This is a genomic window from Microbulbifer maximicatervae (SeqCode), from assembly GCF_052467225.1.
Map to the genome: position 1 here is coordinate 1,004,528 of NZ_CP174303.1, position 13,421 is coordinate 1,017,948.

The 13,421-nt window shown below is 42.0% G+C and carries 16 protein-coding genes; 3 read left to right on the forward strand and 13 right to left on the reverse strand.

The window, feature by feature from the left end; translation table 11 throughout:
* The first annotated feature begins 222 nt into the window (after window positions 1–222).
* Both gcvT and gcvH read left to right on the forward strand, forming a co-directional pair.
* The gene (gene gcvT, locus ACJJIZ_RS04415) at window positions 223–1,311 is read left to right on the forward strand and encodes a glycine cleavage system aminomethyltransferase GcvT (protein ID WP_444915314.1); all 1,089 of its coding nucleotides are present in this window, start codon (window positions 223–225) and stop codon (window positions 1,309–1,311) included.
* A 66-nt stretch (window positions 1,312–1,377) separates the two neighbouring features.
* Window positions 1,378–1,764 carry a glycine cleavage system protein GcvH gene (gene gcvH, locus ACJJIZ_RS04420; protein ID WP_444895858.1) on the forward strand — a complete coding sequence of 129 codons (387 nt, stop codon included), beginning with the start codon at window positions 1,378–1,380 and terminating at the stop codon, window positions 1,762–1,764.
* Window positions 1,765–1,855: 91 nt separating this feature from the next.
* Here the strand turns inward: gcvH and ACJJIZ_RS04425 are convergent, their stop codons facing one another.
* The 5 genes from ACJJIZ_RS04425 to ACJJIZ_RS04445 form a co-directional block, all read right to left on the reverse strand.
* Window positions 1,856–2,077, reverse strand: a complete 222-nt coding sequence (locus tag ACJJIZ_RS04425; protein WP_444915315.1) for a hypothetical protein — start codon at window positions 2,075–2,077, stop codon at window positions 1,856–1,858.
* A 118-nt stretch (window positions 2,078–2,195) separates the two neighbouring features.
* Window positions 2,196–2,561: a hypothetical protein gene (locus ACJJIZ_RS04430; protein ID WP_444915316.1), complete on the reverse strand. Its 366-nt coding sequence runs from the start codon at window positions 2,559–2,561 to the stop codon at window positions 2,196–2,198.
* Window positions 2,562–2,636: 75 nt separating this feature from the next.
* Complete coding sequence (locus ACJJIZ_RS04435) at window positions 2,637–3,374, reverse strand: DUF1963 domain-containing protein (RefSeq protein ID WP_444915317.1); 738 nt, start codon at window positions 3,372–3,374, stop codon at window positions 2,637–2,639.
* Window positions 3,375–3,434: 60 nt separating this feature from the next.
* Entirely contained in the window at window positions 3,435–4,118 is a 684-nt protein-coding gene (locus tag ACJJIZ_RS04440) for an alpha/beta hydrolase (protein WP_444916187.1), read from the reverse strand.
* 720 nt (window positions 4,119–4,838) lie between these two features.
* Entirely contained in the window at window positions 4,839–5,084 is a 246-nt protein-coding gene (locus ACJJIZ_RS04445) for a hypothetical protein (RefSeq protein ID WP_444915318.1), read from the reverse strand.
* A 1,542-nt stretch (window positions 5,085–6,626) separates the two neighbouring features.
* Here ACJJIZ_RS04445 and csrA point away from each other — a divergent pair.
* Window positions 6,627–6,815, forward strand: coding sequence for a carbon storage regulator CsrA (gene csrA / locus ACJJIZ_RS04450; protein WP_444915319.1), 189 nt, complete (start codon window positions 6,627–6,629; stop codon window positions 6,813–6,815).
* Between the two features lie 93 nt (window positions 6,816–6,908).
* Here csrA and ACJJIZ_RS04455 read toward each other — a convergent pair whose 3' ends face one another.
* From ACJJIZ_RS04455 to ACJJIZ_RS04490, 8 genes are all read right to left on the reverse strand, one after another.
* Window positions 6,909–7,241 carry a hypothetical protein gene (locus ACJJIZ_RS04455; protein WP_444915320.1) on the reverse strand — a complete coding sequence of 111 codons (333 nt, stop codon included), beginning with the start codon at window positions 7,239–7,241 and terminating at the stop codon, window positions 6,909–6,911.
* Window positions 7,242–8,733: 1,492 nt separating this feature from the next.
* The gene (locus tag ACJJIZ_RS04460) at window positions 8,734–9,054 is read right to left on the reverse strand and encodes an immunity protein PIM1 family protein (RefSeq protein ID WP_444915321.1); all 321 of its coding nucleotides are present in this window, start codon (window positions 9,052–9,054) and stop codon (window positions 8,734–8,736) included.
* 31 nt (window positions 9,055–9,085) lie between these two features.
* Window positions 9,086–9,472 carry an MAPEG family protein gene (locus ACJJIZ_RS04465; protein WP_444915322.1) on the reverse strand — a complete coding sequence of 129 codons (387 nt, stop codon included), beginning with the start codon at window positions 9,470–9,472 and terminating at the stop codon, window positions 9,086–9,088.
* Window positions 9,473–9,511: 39 nt separating this feature from the next.
* Window positions 9,512–9,886, reverse strand: coding sequence for an alpha/beta fold hydrolase family protein (locus ACJJIZ_RS04470; RefSeq protein ID WP_444915323.1), 375 nt, complete (start codon window positions 9,884–9,886; stop codon window positions 9,512–9,514).
* A 440-nt stretch (window positions 9,887–10,326) separates the two neighbouring features.
* Entirely contained in the window at window positions 10,327–10,530 is a 204-nt protein-coding gene (locus ACJJIZ_RS04475) for a hypothetical protein (protein WP_444915324.1), read from the reverse strand.
* A 175-nt stretch (window positions 10,531–10,705) separates the two neighbouring features.
* The gene (locus tag ACJJIZ_RS04480) at window positions 10,706–11,128 is read right to left on the reverse strand and encodes a hypothetical protein (protein WP_444915325.1); all 423 of its coding nucleotides are present in this window, start codon (window positions 11,126–11,128) and stop codon (window positions 10,706–10,708) included.
* 142 nt (window positions 11,129–11,270) lie between these two features.
* The gene (locus ACJJIZ_RS04485) at window positions 11,271–11,774 is read right to left on the reverse strand and encodes a hypothetical protein (protein ID WP_444915326.1); all 504 of its coding nucleotides are present in this window, start codon (window positions 11,772–11,774) and stop codon (window positions 11,271–11,273) included.
* A 92-nt stretch (window positions 11,775–11,866) separates the two neighbouring features.
* Complete coding sequence (locus ACJJIZ_RS04490; RefSeq protein WP_444915327.1) at window positions 11,867–12,274, reverse strand: hypothetical protein; 408 nt, start codon at window positions 12,272–12,274, stop codon at window positions 11,867–11,869.
* Window positions 12,275–13,421: the final 1,147 nt, after the last annotated feature.

Here is a 13,421-nt window from a genome sequence, read left to right on the forward strand (position 1 = left end):
TACAGCGGGTATTGGGTATTGCCCGATTCCCAAACGCGGGCGAATGCAGGATAGAGCGCCAGCGGAATCTTTGACGGCCTCTGTGAACCTGGACAGGTTTTACTACCAATGCCTGCTAGGCTTGCAGAGCATATATATTGCCGCGTCTGCCCCGCTGGCAAGGCCGGTACCCAAGCCGCTAGAATACGCCGCTTCGGAACCTGACGGACTGAGATTTTAAAAATGGGAAATAGAACTCCTCTGTATGACACGCATGTCGCTATGGGCGGCAAAATGGTGGATTTCGGTGGATGGGACATGCCGCTGCACTACGGTTCGCAGCTGGATGAGCACAACAAGGTGCGCACCGATGCGGGGATGTTCGATGTCTCCCATATGACCGTGGTCGACGTAGATGGCGCCCAAGCTCGCGACTACCTGCGCTACCTGCTGGCCAATGATGTGTCCAAGCTGGATGGCAACCCGGGTAAGGCCCTTTACACCGGCATGCTCAATGACAAAGGCGGTGTGATTGACGACCTGATCGTCTACCTGCGCGATCCCGGCTATCGAGTGGTTGTTAACTGTGCAACTCGCGAGAAAGACCTGGCGTGGATGCGCAAGCAGGCAGAGTCCTTCGATGTGACCCTGACAGAGTGCCCGGATGTAGCGATGGTCGCTATCCAGGGCCCCAATGCCATCGAGAAAACCAAAGAGGTTTTGGGCATTGATTGGACTGCCGCGATTGACGCACTGAAAGTTTTCCAAAGCGTTGCCCGAGGTGGCTGGTTTGTAGCGCGCACCGGTTACACCGGTGAAGATGGTCTGGAAATTATGTTGCCGGGTGAAGATGCCAGTGGTTTCTGGCGCGCCCTGGCCGAAGCGGGCGTTTCTCCCTGTGGACTGGGTGCACGCGACACCCTGCGCCTGGAAGCGGGTATGAACCTGTACGGGCATGAGATGGACGATGAGACCTCCCCTCTGGTTGCCAACATGGCCTGGACGGTTGCCTGGGCACCGGAGAGCCGCAACTTTATCGGCCGTGGTGTTCTGGAGCAGGAAAAAGCCGATGGCGTTAAGCACAAGCTTGTAGGCCTGGTGCTTGAAGAGCGCGGTGTATTGCGCGCAGGTCAACCGGTAGTGGTAGACGATAGTGATGACCGGGGTATCATTACCAGCGGCACTTTCTCCCCCACACTGGGTTACTCTATCGCCTTGGCGCGAGTTCCGGTGAGTGTTGGTGATACCGCACAGGTGGAAATCCGCAAGAAACTGCAGCCAGTCAAGGTGGTTAAGCCCTGCTTCGTACGCAACGGCAAGTCAGTTATTTAAGCGTCGCCCAGAGGTGTACGCGTCACTAAGACAATAAACTTAGATGCTTAATCAAGGGATAACAGCATGAGCGAAATCCGCAATGAATTAAAATACCTCTCCAGCCACGAGTGGGCACGCCTGGAAGAGGACGGCACCGTAACCATCGGCATCAGCGATCACGCTCAAGATGCCCTGGGTGATGTGGTTTACGTTGAGACTCCAGAAGTGGGCACCAACCTGGCTGCTGGTGACGAGGCAGGAGTAGTTGAATCCGTTAAAGCTGCCAGCGATATCTACTCCCCGGTTTCCGGTGAAGTAGTTGCTGTCAATGAAGCTCTGGAAGACGCTCCGGAAACTGTAAACTCCTCTCCTTACGACGATGGCTGGTTCTTCCGCATTAAGCCCTCCGACGTGAGTGAGCTGGACAATATGCTGGATGCAGACACATATCGCTCAGAGTCCGAAGACTAATAGAGCGAATGTGCTGAAAAGCATATTAAAAAAGGCTGTGGGTAATCCCCACAGCCTTTTTTGTTTTATAAGCGCCTAAAACAATTTCCGCTTATTGATCAAACGATACTGCGTTGCGAACTTCCTCATCATTCACAATCTGATCTAGCTGAGCTTTATAGGCCCGCAAGATATTGTTTTGTGGAGATTCACTAGCCTGCTCATCAACGACATCCCTTTCAGCAATATTCTTGGCAAGTAACTTCCCTTCTTCCAGGCTGTATATGAGGATGTCGGTATTCGTGTCGAAGTTGAATGCTGAAACCCAGTTCAAGTTAACACTGAAATACCACTCATTAAGCACAAGACTAATTATTTTTCATTACTTACCTCAATTTTTATTGAATTGAGGCAAACTTGCTATATGTGCTATTCACCCGTAGAGAGGAAGCTTAGTTACGTAGCCTTATAAAAAAAGAAGCGCCCAACCAAAGAGTAGCACCTACCACAAATCCCCCCGTAGTAACTACTAAAGAATAAATCAGGCTCCATAGATCCACACCGAAAAATGGAACAGTCAAAATATATAGAAGCAATCCAGCAATGCCACCAGAGATAGCAGCGTTGATTAAAGGGGCCTGAGCACCACGTTTTACCACCACTATGCCTGAGAGAATAGACGACAAAACTAGGAGTACCCCTGTAGCGCTAAGTGGAACGGCTAGAAAATTTATCATCAGAGTCAGCATGACCCAAAGAATACTGAAACTAATCAGACCCCAGGATATAGCCTTCTTGTTCAATTTTGTATAAAGCACTCTGGTCTTTCCAGCAAGGTTATAATATTTTTTTGTAAACAGCGTTGTATAAGCGGCATTGTATTAATTCTATTATTAACAGCAAGCCCATGCCATTGCTAATTGTTCCTTATGTTCTGTGCACTGTGAAATATGTGCGCATCCAGAATCTCCAAACATATAAGGAATATTTCCTGAGGAGTCTATTTGAAAGATAAACTGCATTTGTTTATTACATATCTTGCAGGATTGATATTCAATTCCCTGGACCCAATGCGGCCACCCCAGTAACTTTTCACCAGAGAATGGAACTTCGTCTTCGCATAGAAAATCTTCTTCGTCTTCTGAGAGCTCTACACCTAACTCCTCGAGCTCAAATGTATCTGGGTAGTCTTCTAACTCTTCCCAACCAGTTATTTTTAATTCTGGATAATCTGAAGAAGGGGTTAATGTAACTTCTGTTTGAGCCGGAATATTTAGTGGCAATATCCTTAATAGTGTAGCTTTTGAATTTGCAGCCCACGTATCACAGTCAGCCTCGCAGCTTGAATTTTCGTTAACACAATAGAAAACTTGTAATATTCCATCTCCAAAAGGGGTATTTGAAGCCTCTGGGAGATCTTTAGAGTTCAATTGTACAAAGAGCTGCATAGGTTCATTGCAATTTCCACACTCAGGCCAGCCTTCTGCTGTAAGTAGTGGCATTCCACAAAATTTAGAATCTGATATTTCAGTCACTTGCTCTTGTGTTTGAGGTTCCCACGCGATTTTTCTATAGGGGCTGAGTTTGCTTTTTAATTCTTCCCAATATTTCTCCCAATCAATTTCAGACAAAATTTAATACCTCATGCAAGTTATAAGAATCTTATTAATAAGTCAGTCAGATTGTAAGCATCACTTGGATTTGTGTGTTAGCTTACCAAACCAGTGAATTAACTCCCGACTTTCATTGTTACCAATTATTGACATACTTGGGTGGTTTCGGTCGTCAACTTTTACAATTGAAACACCATTCGATGCTAGATTGCTATAGCTTCTGTGTGGAACAATAGGGTCTGAAGATGATGCAAAAATAATTATAGGTACACTAGAAGATCCAATAATTGGCTTAATGTCCGTCTGTTCAAGGGTGATATCGGCTCTAACTAAACTATCTAACGCTCCTTGCTTGATGCTTTCCTCTGAGAAAAGCATTGTCATACTCGGAAAGTTAGCTTTAGTATAATTTAAAACTGCCTTATCAAATCGAAGCATTGGAGCTTGTAGTATTATTCCATCAATGTCATTTCTTAAAGTAGAAATGTGCATTGCAGTTGTACCACCCATAGAGTTACCAACAATATACAGGGTTTTATTTTCATATTTGTTGATGATTTCGTTGACTATTTTAGTATCACCAACACCGTATTCTTTATCCTCATCAGACTCACCATGCCCTAATAAGTCAGGAACTATAACTCTAAAGCCTAACATTCTGAAGTACAGAGCCGAATTCAGCATAAACTCTTTAGATGCCCTAAAACCATGTATAAGAACAACTGTTCCTGAATGTAATTCAGGTAGTGAGCTTTTTAAAATGTCTAAACTAACAGTGCTTTCCGCACCGCTAAATTATTCTAGGGAAACCGTATAGTGAAGTTTCTTGTTTTCAAGTGGCTCCCCTAGAAGGTAGTTTGTGCATACTTTATGCTCTGTAGAGCAATACCTGTTGTTTTTAAACCCATAAGTTTCAATAGTATCGAAAGAAACAATCTCTTTAAAATCAAAGCTATTAGACCGCTCAATATATTCTGTAACTACTGTGGAACAGCCAATAGCTATGCTGCTCACAAATACTAATATCAATTTCTTAATCATAATCTTTAATGATATAGGGAAAGATAATACTCTTACCTTTACACTTGATGCCAAAGCTCAATAGATTGTGTGGTTGGGCCTTCTCCCCACCTTATTGTGATATTACCCCTACCAAGAATAGATGGAGCATTAATAAAGATAACCACTTTATTGTCAAAGCTACATGTCTCTAGGTACAGCCAGATAGATTTCGACCTTACCCGAATAAGAGTTGGACTAATTGTATCTGTAAATACAGCCGGAATCTGATCGCCTTTAAGTACTATATTTTCAGAATTATCCATAAGCTCTAGTGCCGAATGATAAAGAGATGCTAACTGTTCATTAGTCAAACTCTTTGCCGTGACCACTTTATCAGATTGTGCTGTGCACGTGCTTTCACCTCAACTTATAATTAAAGCAGTACTAGCTATAAGAACTAGAAGTTTGAGTTTTACAAATTTACTTAACAATGGCCCCTATTGCTAATAAAAATACATCTATTGACAAGTTTTCAGTGCCGGTTGAACTAGCATCTAAGACACTATTTACACTTACTTCTGATTTTTCAAAATTAAATACAAGATCATAAACATTTCCATTAAACTCTCTAAAAGCTATCGATGGTTCTTCAACAGTGGCTTCAATACGCCCAATCAAGCGCTCGTAGAGTTCTTCACGAATAAAATTTTCTAGTAATACACCCATTGTTAGGTCTTTCTGCTAATTAGGTTCCACCTCTGTATTAAACCAAGCGAATAGGTTAAGCCGAGAATTAAACATATGCCTGAGCTGGTTAGCCAGAAAGTTAGCGAATTATCTGGGAAGGCTGGCATTATGAAATAAAAACCCAGCGCACGAGCTAAAAGTATCGTTGAGATTAGTATTAGGCCAAGCCGAACTAGCGGTAACCTAACAATTAAACCCGCTCCAGAAAAAGCATAGCTAGCCCAAAGCAGTAGAACGGCTGAAATTACGCTAGTTACAATAGTTGGGTAGGGGTGGCCACTTTCAGCTAGTTGAGCCATATGTTCACCGGCACCGAGAAACCGATACCAATCACCACCAAATACTATACACCCAATATGAACTAAAGCAGCCAATACAGTAAGTATCCCTGCTATCTGCAAATAGTTAATTCTCTGACTGACCATTTACTCTCCTTGGCTGGTCTATTCGTATAATCGAAAGTGGGAGAAATCATATCATTTATCAGCATGCCCAGAGAATGGAAAACGACTCAAATCAGGGAAAGATACCCACTAATGTAAAAACCAGTACCGATTGAAGAATATTCCAGTGGCCATATCACGTGTACAGTATATTCGCCTTGAGCCCTCTTTTAGAAAAAATCGTTATAAATCAATGAGTTGTAATACTTGCTGCAATATTTGTAATATCAGAATGTATCATAAGTAGTGCCCAGCCAAAATATACGGCTTGAGAAGAGTAATTAATGAGTTTTCAGGGACATTGAACTTTTAAATAGGTACGATCATGCAGGATATCTCTCCTAAATTACTGGCTGAAAATCAGAGTGCGAATGCCAATGGGTAAGTCGCATAAAACCCACGGCAATATACCCAATACTTAGAAGATACTTAGCCTTTCTCTTTTGAAATGAGGAGTACGTTTACGTATTTATTTTTGATTGTCTTGTGCCTTGAGGTTCTAACGTAAAAGCCATTAAAGATTGCCAATACGATTGGCCATTTTCTACATACTCCGATATTTTCCAAGGCGGTAACTTACAAAAAATAGGCACAAAAATGATCTTATTGAAATTTATTAAGTTTGTTTCAGTGTCAAATCTGCGTAAAATCGACAGATGTTTATTGGTATTTTGGTCGTAAATGAGGCGCTTTTTGAAGGCCTGTGACCAAAGAGATTCAATAGACCAAGATTTTTCTAAAAGAACCACTCTCTCAAAGGAGAACGGTAGCGTGACGTAAGAGTAAGTAAAAGGCGCTGACCCAAGGTGCGGGAACACCAGGGGCCAGCTAACCAAATTGATACCTTAACTATCAAAATGGCTATATGGATCATACGCTAGAAACCCGCTCGTCTCCAATAAATTGGAGTACACCCAGCGGCTTGGAGAGATTCTCTAAGCTCTGGGAGCGTTGCGTCCGGCTTTTCTTCTTCTATGCCTATCGTCCTCGCGCTCCCCCTGCATTCTTCAACAGATTAGTTTCTCAGCCGTCCATCAATAAAAGCCTACCCATGGCTTGAAAAGCAGAGAATAGAAATATGTTGATCTTAAAGCGCAGAACTGGTGAAAACCTAAGGATCGGAGCCAATGTCTCAATCACAGTATTGGAAGTTAAGGGAAATCAGGTAAAGATAGGAATACAAGCTCCCAGATCACTTCCAGTTCACCGTGAAGAAATTTACATACGTGTCCAGAAGGGAAGGATGCAGGGGAATAGAAACTGTTGAGAGCTTGGTCCTAATTGTGGAGCATCCAAAGCATCGGCATCAAAACCTTAGCAGAACCGCGGTCTTGGTGCCAGGTGCCGTTGCTAGTTACGTCTATTCACCTGATGGTACCACTTGATAAATACCGGCCTCATCTAGTAAAACGCCATTGGACATCATATAAGTAAAAATTAACAAAGATAAGATAACTACAGCTAAATGAACCTTCGTTGCTGAATTGGCGTACTTAGAAAGATAACCCAGGCCATTCTTTTGGTCTGAAGTGGCTGCAATGGCGAATGGTAATAATACAACTATTGCTAGTCCAGCTAAGAAGAAGTATGAAAGATATTCCTCATAATAATAAGGGAACCATGACTCATAGAAAGCTGTAAAAGTAAGATAATATGCAGCAAGTGCAAGTAGGAGTGTAATGGTAAAAATCAATAGCCTCTTCAACCGGAATGCCAATATTTCAAATAAAGCATATAAACTTGTGAAAAAATGCATTGTGAGGTTTTTTATCCGAAGAATAATACCAAAAAATGGAATGATAAAATCTATTTGTGAAATGCTAAAGCGTATACATGGCCAAATATTTTTAAGAATTAGGTCACTAGAAGTTGCCTTGTATGGGTAGCATACAAGGCAAAAATAATTAATCGTCAAATCTAACTTTAGGCATTTTGATATAATGTAATATAGAAAAAACAGTACCAAAAGGTATATTTAGCAGAGAAAATGCTGAGAATATATGAAGTGGAATTTGGCACCAAGATTTTCTACGAAAATAGCCTAAGATGCAGAATATTTCAGTGCAAAAAAATAAAATGGAAAAGATAAGTACGGCTGTAGTGATTGTCGAAGTGCTATTATAGGATGAAATTATTCCTACTATGAAGAATAGAATAAAAATAGTATTTCCGGCGAGCCTTAACCCCCATACAAAATTTAAAGTTTGAATCGCATTGGATTCTTCCATTTGCCGCCGAGACTCAGCTAGCTTTTCTGAGGAAGATAGAGTCTTAGGTGGACTTTTAATCTCCAACTCAGATTCAGGTGATTTATATATTGTATTTTCCACTTTTATATTTCCTTGCATAAAATTTAGCTTATACAGATTTTTGAACACAGCTGTATTTGGATCACTAATAATAAATCTATTATACCAATGGAAAATTTGAACCCCTAGTACAAGGATTACCAAAATACAGATCATTGTAAAACATACGTAATACATAAATTGTAGCTTGTGCCTCATCCGGGTGCGGCTCATTTTGTGCGTGTCTTTACACAAAAAGTGACAGCTACAATTTGTACGATGTAGCCACTTGGTACGCCCAGCATGGGCGTGAAATAATGGTGTGAAAGTTCCCTGTAGGAAGATCACCATTTAATGGGCTTCATTAAGTGCTAACTACTAGCGAATGGCAACTGAAATACCGATAGGTCTTGTGGGGAAGAAAAAACTAAGAGCTGACGAACAGAAACATCATGTAAGGCTTAGCCTGGAGGCGAGGCGGCCAAGGACATCGAAACCATGTGATCTAGCGGGTAGAGTAAATGATGCAGTTGTGTAGTGAAAATTCACATTCTTATCTGGGGAGATCTGTTTAGCGTGCTGCTGTCATAAGTAGGCCCAATCCACTAGTCACTATCACGGGAATAAAAAAATGGTGGAACACAGCAGTGCCATGCCAAGATGAACACCAAAGACAGGGTGAAGGTCTGAACCTAAATCCACGAGTTAAAAGACAGGGCTAGCCTACCTATATGTTTCCAGTCAGATAAAGTTAAGGTGGCGCACTGCCATGCCACTCAAGTCAAGTGAAGATTTACTAGTTGAGTAGAGATGCATTATGGATAGGGCACCGCCCATTGGAGACTTGCATGATGGGTGGCGAGGGGACCGGTATCTTGAAACTACCGGATACCCGATTTAGGTGTGCCATTCACTGGGGACTACGCCTTGCTGATAGCAGTGTTTTAAGTAATCTAAGAACTCTGATTCTATTCCCAGCGTTTCTGTCTTGTTGATAAGCTCAAGATCATCGGCGATGTAAGAGCAAACCACATGGTGGTTTGTAGCATTGGACAATCTTATAAAGAGCTCTTTGTTGTCTATAGTTGCACTAACTTCGCTTATACGCTGATTCAATTTGACCCATGTGCAATCAAATGGACCTTCATCTCTTTGGTCAAGCAAATTATCAAGATCATCAGAACTCAATGATTGTAAGGTTTCTAGCAGTTTATTCATAATCCCTTTTTACAGTTAATGCAGCGCCTTGTTAGGCATTTAAGCTGACCAACAAGGTTAAAATTGCAGCTCCTTGAGTAGCGTATGTAATTGCTGCGCCTATTTGTCTCAATAGTGGGTTTCTAAGTAGCATACCATATGCGTGAAGTAATCTTGTAAGAGTAAAAATAATTACCAAGATCGGTAGTGCAACATTATCTGGATTTGCAAATGATATCGATAGGATAATTAATGCATATATTGGAACTTGCTCTGTACCGTTAGCGTGAACCCTTATGGCTTTCATTAAACCTTTATTGCCTCCATCACCCCAAGATATTTTATACTTAATTCTTAGTCTTGATACGTTTATTGTAAATGCCAAAAGAATTGCACTATTCGAGATGATAAAAATAATAAACCAGTAATAATCTTGCATAGAACTTCCTTATTTAGTTGATGCCTAATATCCCGCTAATCAGCGAGCGTTAGTGAGTCCAATAGAGGCCACGCTTTTGGCGGCCGAAACGATTTTTGAGCGGCTTGCTAGAATTTTACGTGCGCAATAAACGGTAGAAAAGTGCAATACGAATGGTCCCCCTCCGCTACCACTAATTACATGACATTTTCTGATTTCGTTGTTTTGTAGGTACGCACTAGTTTTTTCCGAACATTTGTCAAATGACGGGGCTGAATCAAACTCGCCATACCAGGCGCGGGTAGGGCAAATTAGCCGAATACCAACTTTACTCGCGAGCTCTGAAAACTCATGCCCGGACTCACCTTTTTGAGGTGTACCCATAAAGAAAATGACCGGGATACCCTGATAGTCACCAAATTCATAGACTTGCACAATATCTCCTTGTGTGTGCTAACGACTACAACAGGGTCGGTTGGAACGAAGCGTAGTCCGTCCCGCGAAGGGCCAAAGGCCCGAAGCAACTTGACTTTTGCTTGTTAAAAATGATTGGATCCTGAGCTATTTCAACGGCCATATTTTGACTCCAATACACACTAATGCTGCCACAAGCACCCCTTGGAGCGCGGCTATTACGGGGGCCATGACCAAGAGTAAAACTACAGGCTTTCCTAGCTCCGGACCAAGAAGGTATCCAAGTAAAATAGCTATGAATGCCAGAATACTTACGCTAGTAAACCAACCGCGCCAAACAATTTTGAAAAGATGTTCTGTGTTCATAGATCAATTTTTAATGACTACAACAGGGGGTGCTGAAAGTAGACCGTCCCGGGAAGGACCAAAGGCCTTCAGCAACCTACTTGTGCCTGTTAAATTTATTCTGGCAGAGCTGGCACCACTAAACCAATTAAGAAAGGTAACACATAGCATGATGGGAAGTACCAAACAGCTACACCTTTTTTCATGAGTGATAAACTTCTCAATGCCGATAACGCGCCTACGGAAACCACTACAAAAGGAAGCTCTATGAGATTGGCTAATGAACCTCCTTTTATCATTGACCCAGCATACCAAGCCAATAAAGGTCCTCCGATGAAGACTACGAAGCCCCATTCATAGTCTTTGAAATAATCACGATAGAAGTATCGGCCAACAGCAATACCAATAATCAGTGGCCCCCACCAAACATAGTAAATGTATTAAAGAATAAATAGCGTTCAATACCCAATCCATTCTGTGCATGAAATTTATCGACTACAACAGGGGCGTCTGGTGGGCAGTATAGGCCGTCCCGTGAAAGGGCCGAAGACCCGCAGCAACTTGCTTGTACTTGTTAAGCATAGCGACGCTATAAGCAGAATAACTTTGATAAACTTCATGATCTTTGTAATCCCCTTGCTCATTTAAGTTTATATATATTTGAATGGCACAATCATAGAATAGCCAAAGAAATATAGATTCAAATTTACAGTCAGACTCATTTTCTCGTACTACGGCCTGATATCTAAAAGAATACACAATGTTAGTTGAGGTTAAATATTCTTCAATTAATTTCTTACTATCGCCTTGTGATAGATTAGCAGAAATACTTTCCTGTATTTTTTTGACCGTATTGAGATTATTACTCCAAACAGGATTACTAATTATTATTAGTGCTAATATAGTAACTGTCTTCAATGCTCTTCCTTGAACGCTGAACGCTGAACGCTGAACGCTGAACGCCTTTGTCACGGGCTAAATTGGGATGGATTATTTTGACATGAAATTTCAACGCAATGCCAAAATGCGTAACGGAAATTTAGTTCAGTGCGCAAACTTGTTAGCTATTGGGAAGCAAAATAAGCCAGTTAAAAAATCCATTTATCTCTTTTACAGGAAACTTATCACCTATGGAGTAACACTTAAAATCTTTTCTATCAACTGCAAGCTCTATGGTTTTCCCTTGTCGATCAATACTAATGTGCCAGGCTTCGGAGGATTTGCCTGCCCTCTCTTGATATTTTTTATCTTTAATCTCATAAGAGGAAATAGTTTCACTCTTGGCGTAATTTCTATTTAATACACAAGAGGTAGAGATAGAAAAGCTGATAACGCCAACATAAAACAAAGATTTTGCTGCCCATATCTCGTTATCAGGCACACTAGAAAGCAAAAAAGAACCTTTACGGGCTATAGCTGCTGAAACACAAATCCCAAATAATGTTGCTACCAGAAGCAATAAATATATATCTTGTGTGTTCTCCAAATCTCTCAATTTAAACAATATGGAGATCAATCCACAAAAAAACGTACAGAAAATTACAAAACTTTTTATAGACTTCATATTGAAATAGCTAATGCCCCGCACAAGGACAGATAAATAAATGCAGCGCTTTGATTGTCCCAACGACCAACGGGAGCGATTGCTGCGGCTTATTACACACGATTTAGCTCTCTTAGTGAAAATCCCAAACCTAATATTACTAGCGTATAAATAGCTAAAAGTGAAAGCCATAACTTTAAATTGGTTTCTTCCACAGATTCTGTCCATTCACCTTCATATGATCTGCGAATTGTAACAATTTTACTAGCGCTAGAAACACTTATAAATTGTCTCTGATCATAAGCATTACTGTAATCACACTCTTCATTGACGCAGGAATAGCTGCCAAAACCAAAGCCGATTTGAAGCAGTTTAGAGTTTGGAAGGTGATTTCTTGCTCTTTCTACGTGCTCTATACTTGGATTCAAGTACCCACTCACAACAGAGTATATCGGCAAAAACACGAGTACTAGGCATGGCATTAATATAAAAAATCCTACAGCTAACTTTCGATTAAGCACTAATACTCCTTGCTGTGTAACGCTCGCAGTAACCGGACGGAGCTGCGAAGCAGTGGAGGTCCGATGGAAGCCGCGAAGCGGCTGGAATGAAGTTGACTGTTTTGGTACGCCCAGCATGGGCGTGAACTAATGGGGTGAAAGTCCCCTGTAGGAAGATCACCGTTTAATGGACTTCATTAAATGCTAACTACTAGCGAATGGCAACTGCAACACCGTGAGGTTTTGTGGGGAGGAAGCCGCTAGCAAAACTACGAGCTGACGAACAGAAAAATCATATAAGGCTTAGCCTGGAGGCGAGGTAGCCAAGGATCCCAAAGCCATGTGGTCTAACGGGTAGAGTAAATGATGCAGTTTTGTAGTGAAAGTTCACGTTCTTATCTGGGGAGATCTGTTTAACTTGCCGCTGTGAAGCTGTCAGCGTGGCCGCTGACTCATAAATAGGCCCAACTCGCTAGCCACCATCGCGGGGATAGAAAAAAATGGTGGAACGCAGCAGCGCTCCGCTCAGTAATGAGTAGGGTGATTAAACAGAAGTCAGCAGACGGCATAGTAGCCAAATGCCAAGATTAATACCTTGGACAGGGTGAAGGCCTGAACCTAAATCCACGAGTTGAAAGGCAGGGCTAGCCTACTGATATGTTTCCAGTCGGTTAAAGTTGATGTAGCGCACTGCCATGACACTCAACTCAAATGAAGATCTGCTCGATACTATCGTTGGGTAGAGATTCATTACGGATAGGGAACCGCCCATTGCGGACCCGCACGATGGGTGGTGTGGGGGCCGGTAGCTAAAACTACCGGCTACCCGATTTAGCCATTGCTGCACCCCGGAACCCAGTATACAGGGGCTCCACCACCCCCGTCTTCAACTGTATAGCTTACACAATGACTCTCACCTTTTTTTAGGTTTGCCGGCCTTTGAGTACTCTTGATCAGAGTAAAAGACTTCGTAGACTTTGCCTACGTGCCGCTGACAGTCAGTGCAACTACTGAAATATAACTCACCCCTAGTTTTTGAAAATTTCTTTGCTTCCTCTACTTTTAGCTGAAACTTCAACTCGCGCTCATACCCTTGAACATCTGAGACCACACGGCCGGACAAATGGCAGAATTCCATCGATGATGCCGCGGTCATGTATGGAAGCAG

Coding starts and splice junctions, on each gene's coding strand:
- csrA (WP_444915319.1), top strand. CDS start 6,627: ATGTTGATCTTAAAGCGCAGAACTGGTGAAAACCTAAGGATCGGAGCC.
- ACJJIZ_RS04465 (WP_444915322.1), bottom strand. CDS start 9,472: ATGCAAGATTATTACTGGTTTATTATTTTTATCATCTCGAATAGTGCA.
- gcvH (WP_444895858.1), top strand. CDS start 1,378: ATGAGCGAAATCCGCAATGAATTAAAATACCTCTCCAGCCACGAGTGG.
- ACJJIZ_RS04445 (WP_444915318.1), bottom strand. CDS start 5,084: ATGGGTGTATTACTAGAAAATTTTATTCGTGAAGAACTCTACGAGCGC.
- gcvT (WP_444915314.1), top strand. CDS start 223: ATGGGAAATAGAACTCCTCTGTATGACACGCATGTCGCTATGGGCGGC.
- ACJJIZ_RS04485 (WP_444915326.1), bottom strand. CDS start 11,774: ATGAAGTCTATAAAAAGTTTTGTAATTTTCTGTACGTTTTTTTGTGGA.
- ACJJIZ_RS04460 (WP_444915321.1), bottom strand. CDS start 9,054: ATGAATAAACTGCTAGAAACCTTACAATCATTGAGTTCTGATGATCTT.